The sequence below is a fragment of the Collinsella sp. An268 genome (assembly GCF_002159765.1).
In the GTDB taxonomy this organism is placed as follows: domain Bacteria; phylum Actinomycetota; class Coriobacteriia; order Coriobacteriales; family Coriobacteriaceae; genus Coprousia.
This window is the reverse complement of record NZ_NFJH01000006.1, coordinates 91,804-110,857: the sequence shown is the minus strand read 5'-3', so window position 1 is coordinate 110,857 and position 19,054 is coordinate 91,804. Positions and strand designations below refer to the sequence as shown.

Below are 19,054 nucleotides of genomic sequence, written 5' to 3'. Positions count from 1 at the left end.
CGTGGACTTTTCTGGACGATAGGTCACCTTTTTGCCACGCAACCGGGAACGCGGTTGCGTGGCTTTTTCTGTGCGTAGGTAAAGCGCATCGTGCATGCCACCACCCCGTTCTCACGCGAACGACGGTACCCAGCGTACCGGGAAAGGGGTATTGTGCACGATACGACCCGCTCTACAGCGAGCGCCCGCCAAAGCGAGCTCTCAACAGCCAACAAAAGCCAACGAACCCTGGCTGCCCTGCAGGTCTTTGCCGGCGGGGCCTGCTACGGCGCGATGGCGACCACCTACAAGCTCGCCTACGCGGCGGGCTTCACCTCCAACCAGGTTGTCGCGAGCCAGGCGTGGTTCGGCTGTTTGTTCTTCGTGCTCGCCGTCCTTATCGGCCGTGCGCGCGGCAAGCGGCTCAGCGCGCTGCCCGTGCGCACGGTACTCAAGCTCATGGGCCTTGGCGCCCTCACCTGCCTCACCTCGATCCTCTACTGCTACGCCATGAGCGTACTGCCCGCCCCGGTGGCGCTCACGCTGCTCTTCCAGTTCACGTGGATGGGTCTTGTCTGGCAGACCATCATGACGCGCCGCGCGCCGCGCCCAATCGAAATTGCGTCGGCGGCGGTCATCGTTGCGGGAACAGTCTTTGCGAGCGGCGTGTACCAGACCGGTATCGCCGGCTACGACCCCGTCGCCCTGCTGTGCGCGCTCGGCGCCGCCGTCTCGTGCTCCCTCTTTGTCACGCTCTCCGGCAAGGTCAAAGCACCGTGCGGCAACGAGCAGCGCGGGGCGATCGTCTGCGCAGGTTCGGTAATCATGTCGCTCACCGTATGCCCGGACTACCTCGTCTCGGGAGTGCTCACCCAGGGCATCCTCCCCTTCGCCGCCATCGCCGGGTTCTTTGGCCTCATGTGCCCGGTCCTGCTCTTTGGGCTCGGGTCACCGCATCTGCCCGCCGGGCTTTCCACCGTCATGGCCGCCGCTGAGCTCCCCGCCGGCCTCTTTATCGCCATGATTGTGCTCGGTGAGCCCCTCGGCGTGATCGAGTGGCTCGGGGTCGCCGTCATCTTGGCCGGCGTGTGCCTGGCGCAACTGCCGGAACTCATAGGCAACGGAAAGCGGCACGGTCATTGCTCCAGCGAGCACCGTGCCACCGCATAACAGAAAGGAGACCAGCCATGCCGTTTCCCGAGGGATTTCTATGGGGAGGCGCTACCGCGGCGAACCAATGCGAGGGAGGGTACAACGAGGGAGGCCGCGGACTCGCCAACGTCGACATCATCCCCCACGGCCCCGAGCGCAACGACGTGAGCCGCGGGCTGCGCCGCATGCTCGACTTTGAGCCCGGGTATTACTACCCTGCCCAAACGGGTATCGATTTCTACCACCACTACCGTGAGGACATCGCGCTCTTTGCCGAGATGGGTTTCAAGGTGTTCCGCCTCTCCATCGCCTGGAGCCGCATCTTTCCCTTGGGCGATGAAGACGAGCCCAACGAGGAGGGCCTCGCCTTCTACGAGGACGTGTTCCGCTGCTGCCGCGACCATGGCATCGAGCCCCTCGTCACCATCACGCACTTCGACTGCCCGATACACCTCATCAAAACGTACGGCGGCTGGCGCAGCCGCAAGCTCATCGACTTCTATCGGCGGCTGGTGGAAGTCCTCTTCACACGGTACAAGGGCCTCGTCCACTGGTGGATCACGTTCAACGAGATGAACATGATCTTGCACCGACCGTTCATGGGAGCGGGCATCGTGATTGAGCCGGGCGAGAACCCGCGCGCCGCCGAGTACCTCGCCGCGCACAACGAGCTCGTGGCGAGCGCCTGGGCGACCAAGATCGCGCACGAGATAGACCCCGAAAACAAGGTCGGCTGCATGCTCGCCGCCGGCAGCTACTACCCCTACTCGTGCCGACCGGAGGACGTGCGCGCCGCGCAGCTCAAGAACCAGGAGAACTACTTCTTCGTGGACGTGCAGAGCCGCGGGCGCTACCCAGGTTATGCGCTCAAGCAGCTTGAGCGCGAGGGCATCGATGTAGGCATAACCGAGGAGGACGAGCGCATCCTCGCCGCACATACGGTGGATTTCATATCCTTTAGCTATTACTCGTCCCGCTGCATCGCGGCGGACCCCGCAACCGCTGGCGGCATCGCCGAGGGCAACGCCTTCGCGGGCGTGGAAAACCCGTATGTGCGCACGAGCGACTGGGGCTGGGTCATCGACCCGCTCGGCTTCCGCATCACCATCAACGACCTGTGGGACCGCTACCAGAAGCCGCTCTTCGTGGTGGAGAACGGGCTCGGCGCCCACGACACCGTCAACCCGGACGGCACGATCGACGACGACTACCGCATCGACTACCTGCGCCAGCACATCGAGGCCATGCGCGATGCCATCGAAGAGGACGGTGTCGAGATGCTGGGCTACACCACCTGGGGCCCGATCGATCTCGTGTCCGCCGGGTCGGGCGAGATGGAGAAGCGCTACGGCTTCATCTACGTCGACCGCGACAACACCGGCGCGGGCACGCTCGCGCGCTCCAAGAAGAAGAGCTTCGACTGGTACAAGAAGGTCATCGCCACCAACGGCGAGGATCTGGGCTAGCCGGGCGGAGTCTTCGCGAAGTCTGCGCGGCTACGCCCCAGGTCGAGCCACCAACGGGGCCGATTTGAGCCAAGCGTCCCGCCAACCGGGCGATGGCCGCGCGACTGTTTCCGTTTCACGCGCAGGGGCGCGCACGCCGTGCCCCTGTTAGGATAAAGACGCATGACAGCTCCGCGCATGAGCATACATTCGCCAGAGGCGATGTGCCCATTCCCTTCGTCGCGAGTTCCGCAGCGAGCGAAGCGAGCGAGGACTGTCTGAGCAGCGAAGGGAATGGGCACATCGACCAGGAGGAGACCATGATCAAGATCACCGTACCGGCAACGAGCGCGAACCTCGGCATCGGCTACGACACGCTCGGTATGGCGGTGTCGCTCTATGCGCACGTCACGATGGACCGCGCGAGCGAACTCGCCATTACCGGTTGCCCCGAGGCGTTCCGCAACGCCGATAACATGGTCTACCAGGCCTTCCTCTACGCCCTTGAGACGTGGGGCGAGAAGCCCTTCCCCGTCTCCATTCACATCGAAACCGAGGTGCCGGTCGCGCGCGGCCTGGGCTCGAGCTCGACGCTTGTGGTCGCGGGCATCATGGGCGCCGCCGCGCTCACCAACCACACCGTCACCCGCGAAGAGCTCGTGGCGCTCGCCACCGCCCTCGAAGGCCACCCCGACAACGTCGCGCCCGCGATCTTGGGCGCGGCCGTATGCTCGTTCACGCCCACAGGCGAGCTGCCACGATGCCTTCGCTACGACGTCTCCCCGCGGCTGCGCTTCATCACCATCATCCCGCCCTACGAGGTCCACACCGCAGACGCCCGCAAGGTGGTGCCCCAAGAGGTGCCGCTCAACACGGCCGTATGGCAGATGGGCCGCATCGCCGGCCTCACTCGCGGGCTCGAAACGGGCGACACGGCGCTCATTGCTGCCGCCAACGACGACCGCCTGCAGGAGCCCTACCGCCGGGCGCTCATCCCCGACTACGACGCCATCCGCACGGCGTGCCTTAAGGGAGGGGCCAAAACGCTCTGGATCTCGGGCTCCGGCTCCACCCTTATGGCCGTGACCGACGACACCATCGTGGCGAAGTTCCTCCAGGTGCGGCTGCGCGAGGCGTTCCCCGCCTGCGAGACACATATCCTCACCTGCGACACCGAGGGCGCGCAGATCGAGTACCTGTAACGCGCGCTCACACCACTTCGTCTAGCGTGAACACCGGTTCCAAGAGGTCCTCTATCGCGCAATGGAGGACACGGGCGAGGCTCTGCAACGTTTGAGCCTGGGCTTTGTTGATATCCTTCCTGCGTTGCTCGTACATCTGGATGGAGCGCAGGCCCACACGTGATCGGTGCGCAAGTTCGCGTTGCGAGAGGCGCAGGGCGCCGCGCGAGACGGCGAGCCGCGTGGGAACTCTCGCCTCGCTATCTCGCGCCACCTCGGCAAAGAGCTCGCAGAAGCGCTCCTCAGACGCTTCGTGCCAGGGATGGTACCGTGCAACGAGCTCGTCGTAGGGCATAACGCGAAACAGCTCGTCGAAGGAAAGCGCCAGACGCCACTGGACGTATGCCGCAACCCACCCCGCCCAGTAATGGGGCGTCTTTTCAAACCTGAACAGAGGCTTGGGAAGCGCCGTGTCATCTGAACTCTCGGAACACCCCCATCCGCTGCGATGGTCCATGCCAGGCAAACCGCCTCCCCCCAAACCTCTGCTAGGATGGATGCAAAACGATTCGAAGCAGGAGAGCCATGGCATCATCGCACCGCGAACGTTCCCAACATCAAGCCGCGTCACACATGACCGGCACGCGAGGCTCGTCGCCGAAGCCAGTGCAGTCAAGTCCCTCGACACGCAGACGAGCGCACCCCAAGTCTTCGACACGCAAGATAAAGCCCCAGCTCGACCCCACCGGACCCACGGCCCTCGGCTTTACCCGCGCGGACTTTCCGCCCACCACACGTGCCGACATGGACGCGCGCGGCTGGGACGCCTGCGACTTTGTGTATGTGTGCGGCGACGCCTACGTGGACCACCCGAGTTTTGGCTGCGCCATCATCGTGCGGCTGCTCGAGGCCCACGGCTACCGTGTGGGCATCATCGCGCAGCCCGACTGGCGCGACCCCGCGAGCGTAACTGTCCTCGGCAAGCCGCGCCTCGCTTTTCTCGTCTCGGCCGGCAACATGGACTCCATGGTGAATCACTACAGCGTGAGCAAGCACCGCCGGCGCACGGACGCCTACACCCCCGGCGGCGAGGCGGGGCACCGGCCCGATCACGCCGCGGTGGTGTACGGCAACCTCATCCGCCGTACCTACAAGGAGACGCCCATCGTGCTCGGAGGTATCGAGGCGTCGCTCCGCCGCCTCGCCCACTACGACTACTGGTCGGACAAGCTCAAGCGCTCCATCCTGCTCGACGCGGGCGCCGACCTTATCATCTACGGCATGGGCGAGCTCGCCATCGTGGAGGTCGCCGACGCGCTCGCCGCCGGTCTGCCGGCCGAGCAGCTCACCTACATCGACGGCACGGTCTTTCGCACGCGCTCGCTCGACGAGGTATACGATTACACGCTGCTGCCCAGCTGGGACGAGCTTCTGGCCGATAAGCTCACCTACGCACGGAGCTTCAACACCCAGTACGAGAACATGGACCCCATCCGCGGCGGACGGCTCGTCGAGCCGTACCCGCATGACGTCTATGTTGTGCAGAATCCGCCGGCGCGCCCGCTCACGCAGGAGGAGTTCGACGAGGCGTACGACCTCCCCTACACACGCACCTACCACCCCGATTACGAGGTGGCAGGCGGTATCCCCGCCTTGGCAGAGGTAAAGATGTCGCTCATCTCCAACCGCGGCTGCTTTGGCGAGTGCTCGTTCTGCGCGCTCACGTTCCACCAAGGGCGCATCGTGCAGGCGCGCAGCCACGAGAGCCTCATCGCCGAGGCGCGCAAGATCTGCGCTGAGCCCGACTTCAAGGGCTACATCAACGACGTGGGCGGCCCCACGGCAAACTTCCGTCAACCCGCATGCAAAAACCAGCTCAAGCACGGTGCGTGCCTGCGCAAGCGGTGCCTGTGGCCCAAGGTCTGCCGCAGCATGACAGTCGACCACACAGACTACGTGGCGCTCCTGCGCGAGCTGCGCTCCCTGCCCGGCGTCAAGAAGGTCTTTGTGCGCAGCGGCATACGCTTCGACTACGCCCTCGCCGATGCGGACGACACGTTTCTGCGCGAGCTCTGCGCCCATCATGTCTCCGGGCAGCTCAAAGTGGCCCCGGAGCACGTTTCCGACGCCGTGCTCTCTGTCATGGGCAAACCCAGCCGCGCCGTATACGACCGCTTTGTCGAGACGTACCGCGCCATCAACCGCGAGCTCGGCAAAAAGCAGTATCTCGTCCCCTACCTCATGAGCAGCCACCCCGGCTCCACCTTGAAGGAGGCGGTGGAGCTCGCCGAGGCGGTGCGCGACACGGGGTACATGCCCGAGCAGGTGCAGGATTTCTACCCCACGCCAAGCACGATGTCGACCTGCATGTATTACACCGGCGTCGACCCGCGTACGATGCAGCCGGTGTACGTGCCGCGCTCGGCGCATGAGAAGGCGCTGCAGCGCGCGCTCATCCAGTACCGCAAGCCCGAGAACTACCCGCTCGTGCGCGAGGCGCTGGAGCGGGCCGGGCGCACGGACCTCATCGGCTACGGACCGAAGTGCCTTATCCGCCCCGTTCCGCCCCACGGGGTGAGAAGCGGAAAGCACGCCGGCGGCGCGGGGACCGGCGGCGGGCGCGGTGCGAGCGCCGGCGTGGCATCCGGCAAGGGCGGCGGGCGCTCCGGCGGCAACGCACAGGGTCGCAACCGCAACGGCGACAAGCGCGGCAACGCGGGTGGCAACAGCTCCGGTAAACGCGGTGCCTACGCAGCCGGCCGCAACCGAGCAGGCCAAGGCCGCGAGGCCAACCGCGGCGGTCACCGCGGCTAGCAGGTTGCCGGGTAAACCTTAAGCTCCGGCCGCCGTGCTCTCCCCTACAGACAGCGCTCGGCGATAACGCGCTTGAGCTCGTCGATGCCTGTACCATCCTCAGCAGACGTGACGATGATGTCTTCGGCGGGCACATTGAGCTGACGGCGGACGGCGGCGGCCTGCTGCGCGCGCTTCCCTCGGCTGAGCTTATCCGCTTTGGTGAGGCAGACGATGAACGTGAACTCGTTCTCTTGCAGGTACTCGATCATCTGGTGGTCGAGTGCGCTCGGATCGTGACGGATGTCCACGAGGGACACCACAAGGTTGAAGCTCCGCTCGCTCTCAAAGAAGTCGCCGATGAGACGGGCCCAGCGGTCGCGCTCGGCCTTTGAGCGCCGTGCAAAACCGTAGCCCGGCAGGTCCACAAAGTGCACGCCGTCCGCCTCGAAGAAGTTGATGTTGGCGGTCTTGCCCGGCGTGCTCGACACCTTCACGAGGCCCTTGCGCCCAAAGAGCTTGTTCATGATGGACGACTTGCCCACGTTGGAGCGACCGACAAAGCTGACCTCGGGGCAGGTCGACTCGGGGATCTGAGAGACCGCGCCGTAGCTCGCCACAAAATGAGCCAGCTGGTAATTGATGGAATCTGCCATAGCATCTACCCTTCGCGCGAAAGACCGAGGCGGGCGGCGACGCGCCGCACGATGGCCAGCGTCAGCGAGCTTGCGGTGCGCGCGTACTCATCGAGGTCAAACGTGCGCTCGCAGAAGGCATCGTACTCCTCGTCGCAATTATCGCTGATGGCGCGCAGCACCAGGCAATCGACACCGTTCTTGGCGGCGATGTGCGCCACGGCCGCACCCTCCATCTCGACGCAGTCCGCCTGTGTGGCGGAGATGACCTCTGCTCGCATCGCGGCGCCCGTGCAGAAACGGTCGCCCGTGGCGATGGTGCCGCGCAGGTAGCGCCTAGGGTCGGCAGACTCGCCCTCGCGCCGGAAGCGCGCAAACGGGGAGCTGCCGGCGGTCTCGAGGGCGGCATCGAGGGCGTCGCCGTCAAGCTCGGCGGAAACGAAGCCCCATGCCTTAAGGGTCTCCTCCGCGACGTCGACGAGATAATCGGTCGAGGCGAACTCCTCGAGCGACGGAGCGGACTCCGCGATGAGGGCCGTATCGGTATCGAGATAGCGCAGGCGCGCGCCCACCACGATGTCGCCGATATGGAGCGCCGGGTTGAGACCGCCCGCGATGCCGGAGAAGATGACGGCGTTTGCCCCGTACACGCTGATGAGATGCTGCGTGGCGGCTGCCACGTTAACGGTACCCATGCCCGCCGTGGTGGCGACCAAGTTGAACCCGTGGTACGCACCGCCGACAATCTTGAGCCCGGCCTCCTCGGTAACGGTCCCGTTGTCGACTTCGGTATAGATCTGGCGCACTTCCTTCTCAAGCGCGCCGATGATGGCAATGGTTGGCGTCATGATGGCCTCCTCGGTTTGGTCACGCCCCACGATACCAAAAAACGCGCCACGTTGGCCGACCTCCCCGGACTCTCCTGGCACTTGCGATAGTTCGGGGCTCATCTGTGCATCAAATTCGAAACGAGCCGGATAGACTCAGCCATGCGATTCCAACGACCTGCCCCTTTGCCGGCGATGGAGGGCGGCTACTCCACCGTTTGGCGATTTGGTGCACAGGGGAGGCTCGAACTTACCGAAAGCCGCCTTTCGCGGCGTCCCGCGCGCCCCCTTGCCACCGGCAGCCGCCCAAAACAGGGCGCACCTAGCCCGCGCCCTACCGGCGCCAGTAGGCTATGGCGATCTGCGTGCGGTTCTTGAGGTGCAGCTTCGCGAGAATCGAGCTGATGTGGTTGCGGACGGTCCCCTCCCCGAGATACGCAGCCGCCGCGATCTCGCGGTTGTCGAGCCCTTCGGCGATAAGTTCGGCCACCTCGCGCTCGCGCTCGGTCAGGCAGGCAAACGGATCGGATGCAGCGCGTCCGGCGCCCGAGGCCTCCACCGGCGCGCCGCCACGGTGTGAAACGCGCGCCAGCACCTCCCCCTCGAGTACGCTCTGCCCGCTCATAACCGCCCTGAGCGCCGGCGCGATAGTGCCGACATCCTGTTTGATGAGGTATCCGCGCGCTCCGAGCGCCAGTGCGCGCACGATGTACTCGTCGTCGGAAAACGTGGTGAGAAACACGATGCGGGCAGCTGGATCGCATGCGAGGATCTCCTGCGCCGCCGAAAGGCCGTCGCGTCCGGGCATCTGGATATCCATGAGCAGGATATCGGGGCGCTCGGCAGCCGCAAGGCGCACGGCGTCGTTCCCATCGCCCCCGATGCCGACGACGTCAATATCGGGCTCGTTGCCCAAGATGATGTTGAGCGAATCGCAGATAAGACGATCGTCATCGATGATGGCAATGCGCATGCCTGCCCCTTTCTACCTGCTGTTTCCCGTCGTGCACGAGTCGTTTGGGAACACGTCGGCCCAATCTGCCGGCTCCGCGTCGCCACGTGGGGCGGCATTGCCCCCGACGGTCGCGCCGCGCGGTTTGGGGATGCTCGCAAACACTCGCCAGCCATACCCCGCGGCATCGGGGCCGGCGCGAAACGTGCCGCCGAGCGCATCCACCCGCTCCTCCATGGAAGTCAGGCCCAAACCGCGGCCAACATAGGGCGCTGTGGCGGGCGGGCGCCCCTCTGGCAAAGGGGCATTGCGCACCGCATCGCCGGAAGCCGTGGCAGGCGCGCCCGCCTCAGACGAGACGGCCGCCCGATTCTCGACGCCCGGGGCTGCGCCACCATCGTCCGTGACGGTCAGCTGCCAGAAACCGGGATGCTCGACCAAGCTCACCTCGGCGCGCGCGGCGGGCCCCGCATGATGCGCGACGTTGGAGAGCGCCTCGCGCGTCACCGCCGCCAAGCAGCTCGCGACCTCGGGCGGGGCCGCAGCGACATCGGTTGTGCAATGCGTGGGCACCGGAGCCTCCGCGGCGATGCGAGCCACCTGAGCACCCGCATCGATACGATCCTCGTGCAGGTCGCGCACGCTCGCACGCACCGTACCGAGCGCTTCGTCCACATCGTTCGCGAGCGCCGAGAACGCCGCGCGAGCGCGTTCGTCCGAGGCGAACACGACTTCATAGGCTTTAGCCTGCAATAGCGTCCTCGTGAGAAGATGGCCAACGTTATCGTGTATCTCGCGCGCGATGCGGGTGCGCTCCTCGAGTACGGCCACGCGCACGGCAAGCTCGCGCTTATCGACAAGATCGCGGTTCTGGGCCTCAAGCTTGAAGGAGCGCTCCCGCAGGCGATCGCGTTCGCGCAGGTTGCGGTCGCGCTGACGACGGGTCTGATCGGTACGGCGAGCGAGCACCACAGCGGCTGCGCTTAAGAATGCCGCAAATACGATGGGAAGCACATCGAGGCCCGCCCGATTGATGCCAACGAGAAGCATAGTGAACGGAACGGCGATGAGAGCGCGGGGAGGACGGCGCGCCAAATCATACGCTGCGAGCGGTAGGGCAAGGAGCGTCTCCGGCAGCGCCAGGGCAAGCGCGCAGCAGGCGAGCGGGAGCGCCGTGGGGACGCACTGCCTCAGCACGGAAACCGCCCCGCCGACGGAACTGCCTCGAAGGGATCTGCTGCCCGCGATTTCGCCAGCGGCGTCATCGCCCATAACGCCAGCGGCGTCATCGCACCCGGAACCCATGTCCGCAACCTCAACCGCAATCGCCGCGGTAGCGCATACGAGCAGCACCGCAACCGTCGCCGCACGCGGGGCGAAGGCGATGGCGGCGGCGAGGCAGCATGCAAAGAGCATCAGCTTGTCAGTCAATCGTTCCATGAGGCAAGTCTAGCGCACGAGCCGCGCCGCACTTCGTGCGATGCCTCCCTCCGGCCAGCCTTGCACCCAATTCGTGACAAATGTCATGTCCAACCGAGATCGATGGCGCCACGGGCACCGTAGCTGGCGCCCATCGCCGCAGAACTCGTGACAAACCTCACTTCCGCCGCGGCGCCTTGCGGCCGATACTGCAATCATGCAGCGTCTGAAGGGAGTCCCATGTCCGCGCAGCACCAAGCCCAGGGCACCGCGCCCGTCATCTCCGTCCGACAGCTCGTCAAGCGCTACGGCGATCTCACCGCACTCGACCACTTCGATCTCACCGTCAGGCGCGGGGAGATCTTCGGCCTCCTCGGCCCCAACGGCTGCGGCAAGACTACGGCAATCAACTGCATGCTTCAGCTCCTCAGCTACCAGAAGGGCTCAATCGAGCTTTTCGGCGAAGCCATGAGCCCGCGACGGTACGACCTCAAGCGGCGCATCGGCATCGTTCCCCAACAGGTGGCCGTTTTTGACGAGCTCACCGTCACCGAGAACATCGACGCCTTCTGCTCGCTCTACGTATCCGACCGCGCGCTCCGCCGCACGCTCGTAGAGGACGCCATCGCCTTCGCCGGTCTCGAGCGCTTTCGGCGCTTCCGGCCTCGCAAGCTCTCCGGTGGCCTGCTCCGGCGCCTCAACATCGCCTGCGGAATCGCGCACCGCCCCGAGCTCATCTTCTTCGACGAGCCCACCGTTGCCGTCGATCCTCAGAGCCGCAACGCCATCCTCGAGGGCATCTTGCGCCTGGTAGACGAGGGCGCTACCGTGGTCTATACGAGCCACTACATGGAAGAGGTCGAGCAGATTTGCGGGCGCGTGATGATCATGGACCGTGGGCGCGCCATTGCCGAGGGGACGGTCGGCGAGCTCAAGGGCATGATCGATGTGGGCGAGAAGATCGCTGCCGAGATTCCCAACCTGCCCGATCGCGCACTCGAAGCCGTGCGCTACCTTCCCTGCGTGCTGCGGGCAACCTACCGAGGCCATGAGCTGCATGTGGCATGCGGGCAGGGGCAGGGGCACCTCGCCGAGGTGCTCGGTGTGCTCGCCGACACGGGAATCGAGCCGGTCCGCGTGTTCTCTGAGCCCCCGACGCTGAACGATGTCTTCCTCGAGATGACCGGTAGCGACCTGCGCGACGGCGACGGCGCACCGGGCGCCGATGCCAGAGCCGCGACTGAAGACGGAGCGGCGGGGGCGGAAGAGGCGCCCGGCCTTGTAGCCCGCCTTCTACGGCGCAGCGGGAGGTGAGGAGCATGCTCTCGCTCATCGCCTGCGACATACGCACGAGCCTGCGCAACACAAGCATCGTCATCTGGGCGTTTCTCTTCCCGCTCATCATGGCGACCATCTTTATGACGATGTTCTCCAACTTCTCCAGCTCGCAGTACACGAGCGGTATCGCGCTTGGGGTCGTCACCGATACCAACTGGTCGCGCGCCACGGGTTTGCGCACGCTGGTCGAGAGCCTTTCTGAGGAGAACTCCGGCGAGGGCAGCGCCGAGACCGACGGCGCGGGCGGTAGCCCCGAGGAACCCGCCGAGACCGATGACGGAGCGCTCTTCGAGCTCACTCGCTACGCTTCGTCCGACGAGGCCCGCTCCGCCGTGCTCGCCGGCGAGGTCGCGGCCTACCTCGCGGTGGACAGCAACGGCGTCCCTGCGCTCTTTGTCTCCCCCAGCGAGACGGGAACCACCAGCCAGGCCATCATCCAAGTTGTGCTCGACCGCTATCTGCAGGGCGAGGCCATCGCCCAAGACCTTGCCAAGCGGGACCCCGCAGCGCTCGCCTCGCCCAGCGCCGTCGCTGCGCTCTCCCAGAATCTCTCTGGCTCCAACGCCGGTACCTCCGAGCTCGACCTTCTCCGCGAACCGCCGCAAGAGATGGGACGCTATTACTACGCACTGCTGGGGTACACATGCATCATGTGCGCCGACGTGGCCAAGACGCTCATTGAGCGCACGCGCTCCGGCGCCTCTGCCCTCGGAGACCGCTGCCAGGTGAGCGCCACCCCGCCGGGCAGACAGCTTGTGGCCGCCCTCGTGGCGAGCTGGCTCATCGTGATGGCGAGCACGCTCACCACCGTTGCCTACCTGTGGCTCGTGGCGGGCGTATCGTTCGGCGGGCGCATATGGCTGACCCCGGTGGCATGCGCCGCGATCTCTTTGGTATCGTGCGCGTTCGGTGCGCTCATCGGGTCGCTGCCCGGCGCCACCCCGCGCGTGAAGGACGCGCTCGTCACCATCTGCACGCTCGGACTCTCGCTCCCGGCCGGTCTCTTTGGCGAGCCCGCGGTGGAACTCGGAAACTGGCTTACGCAAAACGTCCCGCTGCTGCAACTCGTCAACCCGGCTACGCAGGCGTCGGAGGCGCTGTTTGCCCTCACCTTCTACGATTCGCTCGTGCCGTTTGCCCAGGCCCTTGCCGCACTCGTCGCCATCGCCGCGGTGTTCGCCGCCGGCTCCGTGCTTTGCATGAGGAGGACCCGCCATGCCTATCGTTAGAATCGCCTGCCGGCTCGTCCGCGAGCACCGCATGCTCTTTGCCGTCTACGTGCTGCTGTTCTCGCTGCTCGGAGCCTTTGCGGCGGGGAGCCTTGGATCCTCGGCCACCGCTGCAGGCTATGTGTCGGCGCGGCCCACGATCGCCGTCATCGACCGCGACGAGAGCGCCGTCTCGCAAGCGCTCGCGTCGTACCTCGCTGGCACCGGGGAGACCGTCGAAATCGAGGACACCGTCCCCGCCCTGCAAAAGGCCGCTGCCAACAACTTAGCCAACTACGTGCTGATTATCCCCGAGGACTACGGTAGCGACCTCGTCGACGCCGCACGTGCGGGGCGTGACGCACCCGATCTCTCGTGCATCGTGAGCTATATGAACGCTTCCGGCGCGCTCGTCGACCAGCGCGTGCGCGCTTGGACCCAGGAGCTCTACGCGCTCGCCGCTGCCCGCGGTGCGTCCGTGTCGGAACTCGTGCAGATGGTCGATACCGCACAAGAGACCGGCGTCGCCGTCGAAAGCGTCCCCACCGAGGAGACGGGTCTGCCCATCACCTATCTCGTGTACTGTCAGTTTGCCCTCTACGCGCTGTTTGGAGGGATTGCGGCGATCGTGGGCACGGGACTCTTCAGCTTGCGTCAAACCGAAATCAGGCAGCGCATCGGTGTCTCGTGCGTGGCACAGACGCACTTCGACGCCCAGGTGGTGGGAGCGATCGCCCTCTGCGGGGTAGTAGTGTGGGCCATCAACGCCTGCGTGGGACTCGTGCTGTACCGCGATGCGCTCAGCACCGTACCGACCCTGTTTGTGCAGCTCATGTTGGTAATCCTGCTCGCGCTCATGCTGGTGGGCATGGCCTTTGGGTTTCTGGTATGGCAGCTCAACGTGCGCCATGAGCTCATCCACGCCATCTGCAACATCGCCGCGATGATCGTAGCGTTTTTGGGCGGCACGTGGATTCCCCTCGACAACATGTCGGAAGCGGTCACGGCCGTGGCGCGCTTCACCCCCGGGTACTGGGCGGTGAGCGGCATGCAGGAGCTGGTGCGCGCCACCAGCGTGTCCGGCGAGCTGGTTGCGTCCGTGCTGGCAGACGTGGGACTGGTGGTGCTCTTCGCCGCGACCATCGCGGCCGCTGGACTTGCCGTGGGGCGTGTGCGGCGGGTGGCGTAGGAGCCGTACCGCCCGCGCCGACCACCTACCGCCCGCGCGCCGCCTTCATGCCGCGCAGAACCGCTTGGCGAAGCTCCGGGATGCGCGCTTTGTCCATCTCCGGCACGCCGGCGAGCGGATAGGCGATGCCCAGCTGCTCGTATTTGGCGACGCCGAGAGTGTGGTAGGGCAGCATCTCAAGCCCCGCTACGTTGCGCCACGGGGCGATCAGGCGCCCGAGCGCCTCGCACTCGTCCGTCGTATCGGTGTGCCCCGGCACGATCACATGGCGAATCACCACTGGGATGCCGCGCCGCGCCAACTCGTCGCCAAAGGCGAGAATGCGCGCAGGGTCGCGCCCCGTGAGCGCGCGATGCCCCTCCGGATCGGCATGCTTGATGTCAAGCAGCACCAGATCGGTCTCATCGAGAGAGCGCGCCCACCGCTCGGGATGCTCGGGATCGAAGGCGTACCCGCAGCTGTCGAGGCACGTGTGGACCCGCCCCGCCGGCCGCGCATGCATCGCGGTAAAGAGGTCGGCCAGAAACTCCGGCTGCAGGAGCGGCTCCCCGCCCGATACCGTGATACCGCCGTTTCGGTAGAACTGGCGATTGCTCTCGAACTCCCCGACCAGCTGCTCGACCGTCACCTCGGTGCCGGCGTGCGCACCCGTCTCCCACGTATCGGGGTTGTGGCAATAGAGGCAGCGCATCGGGCAGCCCTGGGTGAAGACGACGAAGCGGATGCCCGGACCGTCGACCGTCCCCATGGTCTCCACCGAGTGGATGCGTCCGCGGGCAAACTGCGACGTCTGGATGTCGTCGTGAGCATCGAGTTGGATACGAGCCATGGCTACCCCTTCCGCAGGCGCGAGTGCGCCCGCACCAGTATTGTAGTCCATGCGCAGAGCGGGGCTGAATGTGGCCGTGCGCCAACACGGCTACCACCATCCCGCATGGCGGCGCGACAGGTCCGAGGGGCGGCCGGCAGCCCTGCATGGCGCTCGAATCGGCACACAAGGCGCCTCAGCCGTCCCGTCCGCGCCCCTACCTCAGCCCCAGCGTTTATGTCGCCCGGGTTTCCGAATCATATCTGGGCCTTTGCCAAGCGATTTCCATTCAAGACGCAACGCGGCGGTAAAGAGCCCGACATATTCCGCCCCTACGATGGGCCGCAACGGGACGCGGAGCATAGGGCCGTCCCATCGCCCCGCGGCGCATTGGCCGCCTCCTCGCTCCGCTACCCAGGCCCAACGCACGTCTCGAGAAGGGAATCGCCATGTCTGCCACCAGCCCGTCCACGCACACCACGTCGACCGCCCGCTCCCGCACCGCCGTCCGCGGGCTCTGGGGCCTCGTCACCGAGCTCAAGGGAGAGCGCTACCGCTGGGTCGACCTCACCCACACGCTCTCCGCCCAGACACCGCACTGGTACGGTTTCAGCCCCTTCGCGAGCAAACTGCTCTTTGACTACCTGCCAGGCACCCCCGATGCCATGGCCGCGCCGATGCGCTGCTACGAATACTCCGTCGCATCGCAGTACGGCACGCACGTCGACGCGCCGCGGCATTTCTGGGCCACGGGGCGCGCACTCGACGCCATCGGCCCGAGCGAGCTCGTCATGCCGTTGTGCGTCATCGACCGGCACGAGGAATGCGCGGCAGATCCCGACTACGTGCTCACCACCGACGACCTCACCGCTTGGGAAGACGAGCACGGGCGCATCCCGGAAGGCTCGTTCGTGGCGTTTCGCTCCGATTGGTCGCGCAAGTCCGACCTCGAGAACAAGGATGCCAGCGGCCAGCCGCACTACCCCGGCTGGAGCCTCGACGCCATCCGTTGGCTCGTGCACGAGCGCAACATCGCCGCCATCGGACATGAGCCCGCAGACACCGACCCGGCTCGCGTCACCACGCGCGAGGGCTTCTACCCCTACCCTGCCGAGCAGTACATCCTTGCCGAGGACCGCTATCAGATCGAGGTGATGGACCATCTGGATGAGGTGCCCGAGACGGGGGCGATCATCGTCTGCGCCTTCCCCAAGCTGCTCGACGGCGTGGGCTACCCGGCGCGCTGTTTTGCCATCTGCCCGATCGAGGAGTAAGGTAAGCCCAACGTCATCAGACTACGCCATCGGCGAGTGAGGAGATCGGTATGCACATCGAGCGCGTCGCTATCGTAGGACGTGGGGCCGTGGGCCTCATGTACGGCAGCATCATGGCCGCGCACCTCGCACCCGGATCCGTCGTGTTTGCCATGGACGACGCACGCTTCCGCCGCCATGCGGACGAGGACGTCACCGTCAACGGCGCGCCCCTCGCCGTGCCGACGATTCCCATGAGCGAGGCGCAGCCCGTCGACCTCGTCATCCTCGCCGTCAAGGCAGGCGGTCTCGACGCCGCCATCGACAGCATGGCGCCGCTTATCGGGCCCAAGACCACCATCGTGTCGCTCCTCAACGGCATTACGAGCGAGGAGCGCATCGCGGCGCGCTACGGCTGGGCGCACACGGTCCTCGGCATCTGCCAGGGTATGGACGCGGTGTACCTCGCCGGCGCGCTCACCTATACGCACGCGGGCGAGATCCGCTTTGGCGCGGCGCCGGAAACGGAGGCCGGCGTGGTTGAGGCTCTTGCCGACTTCTACGCCCGCGCGGGCATCCCCCATGTGGTCGAGTCGGACCCCCGCCGCCGCATGTGGGTGAAGCTCATGCTCAATGTGGGCATCAACCAGACGTGCATGGCATATGGCGGCACCTACGGCAGCGCGAGCGAGGCGGGCAGCGAGCAGAACCGCTGCTTTATCGCCGCCATGCGCGAGGCGCTCGCCGTCGGACAGGCCGAGGGCGTGCAGATGGACGAGGGGGACCTCACCGCGATGGCACGCCTCATCGCCGGTCTCGATCCCGCCGGCATGCCCTCGATGGCGCAAGACCGCATCGCGCGGCGCACCACCGAGGTTGAGGAGTTCGCGGGCACCATTTGCCGGCTCGCCGCCAAGCACGATATCCTCGTCCCCACCAACACGTGGCTCTACCAGCGCATCCGCGAGATCGAGAGCTCCTATTAGCCCTGGGCAGTTGCTGCGAGTGCCGCCGCCGTCGCCTCAGGCCGTCACGCGCGGCGCGCGCATCAGCCGGAACAGCCAGCCAAAGGCGAGCAAGGTCCCCAGAAGCGCCAGCGCACCGCCCACGTACCCGATGGCCGCAATGGAGATGCCCGATACCACCATGCCGCCCACGGCGGTGCCGGTACCGATGCCAAAGTTGAAGAGGCCCGAGTAGATGGACATGGCAACCGTCGCGTCGTCTGCTGAGGCTGCCTTCATGAGCTCGGACTGAAACGCCATGTTGAAGGCGGTGCCGCAGATGCCCCAGACAAGACAGGCGGCAACCATGGCGGCAAACGACGCGGAGGCCGCCTGCAGGCAAAAGAGCACCGCCGTGAAACCGATGATGACCGTGCCCAAAAACGCGAACCGATGCCCATCAAACAAACGAGCGAACAGGAAGCTCGCCACCAGACCGGCCGCGCCAAAGATCGTGAGCAGCAAGGTCGTCGTGCCGTCGTCGAAGCCGCCCACCTGACCCAGAAACGGCTCGATGTAACCATAGGCCACGTAGAACCCCATCGAAAGGCAGACAACGACTACGTAGATGCCCACCAGCACGCGATTCTTGGCAAGGCCGGGCAGACGCTTGAGGGTGAAGCGCTCGGTTGCCGGCAGCGAGGGAAACACGACGGCCTGATAGATGACGAGCGCCACCGCGATGACGCCCACGCAGGCAAACGTCATGCGCCAGCCCACCGCGAGGCCGATGGCGCGACCGAGGGGCATACCCACCACCGAGGCGATCGAGGTGCCCGTGGCGACCATGCTGAGGGCGAGGGCCGCATGCCGGTCGCCCGCGATGCGCGTGGCGACCACCGGTGCGATCGACCAGAAGATGGCGTGCGCGGCAGCCACCAGCAGACGCGCGGCCGTCAGCAACGTAAAGGTGGGCGCGACGGCGGCGCACAGCTGGCCGAGCGCGAACACGGCCACCACCGCAAGCAACAGCGGTTTGAACGAGAAGCGCGATGCGGCAACCATCAGCGGAAGCGACAGGAGCATGACGCCCCACGCGTAGACGGAGATCATGAGGCCGGTCGTCGCCTCGGAGAGCGAGAACGACGCGGCGATGCTCGTCAGCAGGCCGACGGGCATGAACTCCGAGGTGTTGAACACAAAGGCGAGTAGCGTCATGCCCAGAAGCGGCAGCCACTGCGCCCTCGTCATGCCGCCGCGATGCTGGCTGGGCGTCTCCTCATGCTTCATGGTAGTAATCCCATCCCCCCGAGGCGGTCGCCGGCGGCTCCGGCAACCGCGCTAGATGTACGCACAAGTCGGGAATGGTAACCCAAAACCGACCCGCGGACGCGTGCTTCGATCAATTCACGGTTTGCGCATCCGTCGCTGCAGTGGGTGACTCTGGGGGCGTGCCGGCCCCCGGACAGACCCGGGCGGGCACCCCGGACCAGCCTCGCGATTCCGCCCTACAAAGGAAATCGCGCTTAGGCCCCCTCAGGGGACCGAATACGGGCCTGAACGCGATTTCTTTACTCCCCTTCAACACAAAACCGGCCATGGCTGCATGTAAGCCATGGCCGGTATCTCCTCCGCCCGCGCGAGGCGGAGGTTGCCTTATACAGGGATCAACCTACATCGCCTGGTGGAACGTACGGCTGATGACCTCGTCCTGCTGCTCCTTCGTGAGGTTGTGGAAGTTGACCGCGTAGCCCGACACGCGAATGGTGAGCTGCGGGTACTTCTCGGGGTGCGCCTGCGCATCGAGCAGCGTGTCGCGATTGAACACGTTGACGTTCAGATGATGGCCGCCCTTCTCGGCATACGCGTCGAGCATCTGCACGAGGTTATCGGCCTGGGCCTGGGGTACATCCTTGACCTGCATGGGAACT

Annotated in this window: 17 protein-coding genes; 9 read left to right on the top strand and 8 right to left on the bottom strand. The window is 65.8% G+C overall.

The window, feature by feature from the left end; translation table 11 throughout:
- Window positions 1-153: 153 nt before the first annotated feature.
- The 3 genes from B5F70_RS06420 to thrB all read left to right on the top strand — a co-directional run bounded on the left by B5F70_RS06420 (window position 154) and on the right by thrB (window position 3,778).
- On the top strand, window positions 154-1,149 hold the full coding sequence (locus B5F70_RS06420; RefSeq protein ID WP_206383514.1) for a DMT family transporter: 996 nt from the start codon (window positions 154-156) through the stop codon (window positions 1,147-1,149).
- 17 nt (window positions 1,150-1,166) lie between these two features.
- Window positions 1,167-2,597, top strand: coding sequence for a 6-phospho-beta-glucosidase (locus B5F70_RS06415; protein ID WP_087204739.1), 1,431 nt, complete (start codon window positions 1,167-1,169; stop codon window positions 2,595-2,597).
- 299 nt (window positions 2,598-2,896) lie between these two features.
- Entirely contained in the window at window positions 2,897-3,778 is an 882-nt protein-coding gene (gene thrB / locus B5F70_RS06410) for a homoserine kinase (protein WP_087204738.1), read from the top strand.
- Between the two features lie 7 nt (window positions 3,779-3,785).
- Here the strand turns inward: thrB and B5F70_RS06405 are convergent, their stop codons facing one another.
- A complete protein-coding gene (locus tag B5F70_RS06405; protein ID WP_087204737.1) occupies window positions 3,786-4,274 on the bottom strand; it encodes a helix-turn-helix transcriptional regulator in 489 nt (162 codons plus the stop codon).
- A gap of 68 nt (window positions 4,275-4,342) precedes the next feature.
- On the opposite strand from B5F70_RS06405, the gene B5F70_RS06400 reads away from it, so the two are divergent.
- Window positions 4,343-6,571, top strand: coding sequence for a YgiQ family radical SAM protein (locus tag B5F70_RS06400; RefSeq protein ID WP_343283726.1), 2,229 nt, complete (start codon window positions 4,343-4,345; stop codon window positions 6,569-6,571).
- Window positions 6,572-6,615: 44 nt separating this feature from the next.
- Here B5F70_RS06400 and yihA read toward each other — a convergent pair whose 3' ends face one another.
- The 4 genes from yihA to B5F70_RS06380 all read right to left on the bottom strand — a co-directional run bounded on the left by yihA (window position 6,616) and on the right by B5F70_RS06380 (window position 10,404).
- Window positions 6,616-7,206 (bottom strand): ribosome biogenesis GTP-binding protein YihA/YsxC, encoded by a 591-nt coding sequence (yihA, locus tag B5F70_RS06395; protein ID WP_087204735.1) that lies wholly within the window; start codon window positions 7,204-7,206, stop codon window positions 6,616-6,618.
- Between the two features lie 5 nt (window positions 7,207-7,211).
- Complete coding sequence (locus B5F70_RS06390; protein ID WP_087204734.1) at window positions 7,212-8,033, bottom strand: 5'-methylthioadenosine/S-adenosylhomocysteine nucleosidase; 822 nt, start codon at window positions 8,031-8,033, stop codon at window positions 7,212-7,214.
- A 313-nt stretch (window positions 8,034-8,346) separates the two neighbouring features.
- Complete coding sequence (locus tag B5F70_RS06385; RefSeq protein WP_087204733.1) at window positions 8,347-8,985, bottom strand: response regulator transcription factor; 639 nt, start codon at window positions 8,983-8,985, stop codon at window positions 8,347-8,349.
- Between the two features lie 12 nt (window positions 8,986-8,997).
- Window positions 8,998-10,404 (bottom strand): histidine kinase, encoded by a 1,407-nt coding sequence (locus B5F70_RS06380; RefSeq protein WP_087204732.1) that lies wholly within the window; start codon window positions 10,402-10,404, stop codon window positions 8,998-9,000.
- A gap of 219 nt (window positions 10,405-10,623) precedes the next feature.
- Here B5F70_RS06380 and B5F70_RS06375 point away from each other — a divergent pair, with 219 nt between their 5' ends.
- The 3 genes from B5F70_RS06375 to B5F70_RS06365 are packed head-to-tail and all read left to right on the top strand — an operon-like array spanning window position 10,624 to window position 14,118.
- Window positions 10,624-11,697: an ABC transporter ATP-binding protein gene (locus B5F70_RS06375; protein ID WP_087204731.1), complete on the top strand. Its 1,074-nt coding sequence runs from the start codon at window positions 10,624-10,626 to the stop codon at window positions 11,695-11,697.
- A gap of 5 nt (window positions 11,698-11,702) precedes the next feature.
- Window positions 11,703-12,950: an ABC transporter permease gene (locus tag B5F70_RS06370; RefSeq protein ID WP_087204730.1), complete on the top strand. Its 1,248-nt coding sequence runs from the start codon at window positions 11,703-11,705 to the stop codon at window positions 12,948-12,950.
- Window positions 12,937-14,118: an ABC transporter permease gene (locus B5F70_RS06365; protein WP_087204729.1), complete on the top strand. Its 1,182-nt coding sequence runs from the start codon at window positions 12,937-12,939 to the stop codon at window positions 14,116-14,118. Before B5F70_RS06370 ends, B5F70_RS06365 begins: the two co-directional genes overlap by 14 nt.
- A gap of 25 nt (window positions 14,119-14,143) precedes the next feature.
- Here the strand turns inward: B5F70_RS06365 and pflA are convergent, their stop codons facing one another.
- Window positions 14,144-14,947, bottom strand: a complete 804-nt coding sequence (gene pflA / locus B5F70_RS06360) for a pyruvate formate-lyase-activating protein (RefSeq protein WP_087204728.1) — start codon at window positions 14,945-14,947, stop codon at window positions 14,144-14,146.
- Between the two features lie 428 nt (window positions 14,948-15,375).
- Between pflA and B5F70_RS06355 the strand changes: the two genes are divergently transcribed.
- Together B5F70_RS06355 and B5F70_RS06350 are read left to right on the top strand one after the other, a co-directional pair.
- Entirely contained in the window at window positions 15,376-16,200 is an 825-nt protein-coding gene (locus B5F70_RS06355) for a cyclase family protein (protein WP_087204727.1), read from the top strand.
- A 50-nt stretch (window positions 16,201-16,250) separates the two neighbouring features.
- Window positions 16,251-17,165, top strand: a complete 915-nt coding sequence (locus tag B5F70_RS06350; RefSeq protein WP_087204726.1) for a ketopantoate reductase family protein — start codon at window positions 16,251-16,253, stop codon at window positions 17,163-17,165.
- Between the two features lie 36 nt (window positions 17,166-17,201).
- On the opposite strand, the gene B5F70_RS06345 is transcribed toward B5F70_RS06350, so the two are convergent.
- Together B5F70_RS06345 and grcA3 are read right to left on the bottom strand one after the other, a co-directional pair.
- On the bottom strand, window positions 17,202-18,413 hold the full coding sequence (locus B5F70_RS06345) for an MFS transporter (RefSeq protein ID WP_206383513.1): 1,212 nt from the start codon (window positions 18,411-18,413) through the stop codon (window positions 17,202-17,204).
- A 382-nt stretch (window positions 18,414-18,795) separates the two neighbouring features.
- The gene (grcA3, locus tag B5F70_RS06340) at window positions 18,796-19,047 is read right to left on the bottom strand and encodes an autonomous glycyl radical cofactor GrcA3 (protein ID WP_087204725.1); all 252 of its coding nucleotides are present in this window, start codon (window positions 19,045-19,047) and stop codon (window positions 18,796-18,798) included.
- Window positions 19,048-19,054: the final 7 nt, after the last annotated feature.

Bases quoted from the DNA above. Each gene is read 5' to 3' on its own strand.
- B5F70_RS06415 (WP_087204739.1), top strand. From the start codon at position 1,167: ATGCCGTTTCCCGAGGGATTTCTATGGGGAGGCGCTACCGCGGCGAAC.
- thrB (WP_087204738.1), top strand. From the start codon at position 2,897: ATGATCAAGATCACCGTACCGGCAACGAGCGCGAACCTCGGCATCGGC.
- B5F70_RS06405 (WP_087204737.1), bottom strand. From the start codon at position 4,274: ATGGACCATCGCAGCGGATGGGGGTGTTCCGAGAGTTCAGATGACACG.
- B5F70_RS06400 (WP_343283726.1), top strand. From the start codon at position 4,343: ATGGCATCATCGCACCGCGAACGTTCCCAACATCAAGCCGCGTCACAC.
- yihA (WP_087204735.1), bottom strand. From the start codon at position 7,206: ATGGCAGATTCCATCAATTACCAGCTGGCTCATTTTGTGGCGAGCTAC.
- B5F70_RS06390 (WP_087204734.1), bottom strand. From the start codon at position 8,033: ATGACGCCAACCATTGCCATCATCGGCGCGCTTGAGAAGGAAGTGCGC.
- B5F70_RS06385 (WP_087204733.1), bottom strand. From the start codon at position 8,985: ATGCGCATTGCCATCATCGATGACGATCGTCTTATCTGCGATTCGCTC.
- B5F70_RS06380 (WP_087204732.1), bottom strand. From the start codon at position 10,404: ATGGAACGATTGACTGACAAGCTGATGCTCTTTGCATGCTGCCTCGCC.
- B5F70_RS06375 (WP_087204731.1), top strand. From the start codon at position 10,624: ATGTCCGCGCAGCACCAAGCCCAGGGCACCGCGCCCGTCATCTCCGTC.
- B5F70_RS06370 (WP_087204730.1), top strand. From the start codon at position 11,703: ATGCTCTCGCTCATCGCCTGCGACATACGCACGAGCCTGCGCAACACA.
- B5F70_RS06365 (WP_087204729.1), top strand. From the start codon at position 12,937: ATGCCTATCGTTAGAATCGCCTGCCGGCTCGTCCGCGAGCACCGCATG.
- pflA (WP_087204728.1), bottom strand. From the start codon at position 14,947: ATGGCTCGTATCCAACTCGATGCTCACGACGACATCCAGACGTCGCAG.
- B5F70_RS06355 (WP_087204727.1), top strand. From the start codon at position 15,376: ATGTCTGCCACCAGCCCGTCCACGCACACCACGTCGACCGCCCGCTCC.
- B5F70_RS06350 (WP_087204726.1), top strand. From the start codon at position 16,251: ATGCACATCGAGCGCGTCGCTATCGTAGGACGTGGGGCCGTGGGCCTC.
- B5F70_RS06345 (WP_206383513.1), bottom strand. From the start codon at position 18,413: ATGAAGCATGAGGAGACGCCCAGCCAGCATCGCGGCGGCATGACGAGG.
- grcA3 (WP_087204725.1), bottom strand. From the start codon at position 19,047: ATGCAGGTCAAGGATGTACCCCAGGCCCAGGCCGATAACCTCGTGCAG.